General features: G+C 52.6%; 2 protein-coding genes. Both read left to right on the plus strand.

The genetic code is table 11. The features are described 5' to 3' along the window. On the plus strand, positions 1-1,432 hold a 1,432-nt coding region (locus HWQ67_RS17460), incomplete at its 5' end, for an FG-GAP-like repeat-containing protein (RefSeq protein ID WP_218253975.1). 197 nt (positions 1,433-1,629) lie between these two features. Then, positions 1,630-1,831, plus strand: a 202-nt coding sequence (locus HWQ67_RS17465; RefSeq protein WP_218253976.1) for a PD-(D/E)XK nuclease family transposase, incomplete at its 3' end; no start/stop codon positions are given.

Genomic DNA, 1,831 nt, shown 5'->3' on the forward strand with positions numbered 1-1,831 from the left:
CCCGGATTGTGCGACAGGGACATCGATAAGCCCAATAAGCAAGCACTTTGGTTACACCGGTGGCAGCGATACCGTTAGCGTAACACCTCCAAACAGCACTTGCCGATGGACATCCACAAGCAATGTTGCATGGATAAACATAACATCGGGCGATGCCGGAACCGGCAACGGACAGGTATCGTACACGGTGTCCGAAAGCACAGAGGCAACACCCCGCACCGGCACAATAACGATAGCCGGGCAGACCTTCACGGTGACCCAGGACACACATTCGCACCTCAAGGTAGTGATAACGGGTTCCGGCATAGGCTCAGTGTCGGCCTCAACCGGGACACTCTCCTGGAGCAGCGATGGCAAGACCGGCACCGCGATATACAACAAGGACATCCAGGTCGTTCTGACGGCAACTCCGGCACAGGGTGTAACGCTAAAGGCCTGGACGGGCTGCGATGCAACAGCGATCAACCAGTGCACGGTCAAGATGACCACGGACAAGGACGTTACCGTTGAGTTTTCCATGCCCATAACGCCGATATACGACTTTGACGGTAACGGTAAGAGTGACGTACTGTGGCGCAACACCACAAACGGTGATATATACATCTGGCTGATGAATGCAACCCAGATAACCGGCGGTGATTACGTCGTCAGAGGTATTACGGAGGATTGGGACGTAAAAGGCATCGGCGATTTTAATAGCGATGGCAAGAGTGATATTGTTTGGCAGCACACCAAAAATGGCGACGTCTATGTGTATCTCATGGATGGAACAAAGATAATCACCCACGGCTATGCCCTCAGGGGAGTGCCCAAAGAGTGGGAGTTCAAGGCTATTGGCGACTTCGATGGTGACGACAAGTCGGACATCCTGTGGCATGATACCAACACGGGCGATACAGCCGTATGGTTCATGGACGGTAAGGACGTAAAGAGTACCGGCTTTATCATCAGAGGGATACGACCGGAGTGGGTGGTCAGGGTTGTGGCTGACCTCAATGGCGACAAGAAGGGCGACATCGTCTGGCAAAACACCAAAAACGGCGACGTCTTTGTCTGGCTGATGGACGGTACAACCATCTTAAAGGGAGGTTACGCCTCTCCCGGTGTCCCCGGCAACTGGAAGGCAAAGGCAATCGCCGATTTTGACGGAGACGGCAAGGCCGACATCCTCTGGCAAGACACCACATCAGGCGATGTTGCCATATGGCGGATGGACGGTACGTCAATAGTTGGTGGCGGCCTCGTGGTCAGTGGAATGCTCAATTGGTATGTCCTGGCAGTGGCCGATTACAACGGCGATAGCAAGGCCGACGTGTTGTGGCAGAACACCGGCAATGGCGACGTCTACGTCTGGTTCATGGATGGCACAACGATAACGTCCGGCAGCGGGTACGTAGTCAATGGTATGCCATCGGAATGGCAGGCGAAGTAAAGCAGAGATAAGAAGGGCGGTTTACGGCAGGGGTGCCTCACCCCTTCTGCCTCCCCCTCCTCAGGCCTCTACTGCAAGGGGGGGGGGGCAGTCCCCCACTGAGCCGAGGGGCGCTGCCCCCTTGGCCCCTTTATCCACAGTTGACCGTATTACCAGAGTTTACAGCCAAAATATTAAGGGATATGTTAGAATAAGATATGAGATTTGTTGACGTAAAAAGTGATATAGCCTTTAAGAAGATATTTGGCAACGAACACAAGAAAGAGATACTGATATCTTTTTTAAACGCTGTGTTAGGTCTCAGCGGAGATGGAGAGATCGGTGACATAAAGATACTTAATCCCTATCAACTGCCTAAAATGGAGGGCCTTAAAGAAACTATACTGGATATCAAGGCGA

This window comes from Candidatus Magnetobacterium casense (assembly GCF_019173545.1).
GTDB lineage: Bacteria > Nitrospirota > Thermodesulfovibrionia > Thermodesulfovibrionales > Magnetobacteriaceae > Magnetobacterium > Magnetobacterium cryptolimnobacter.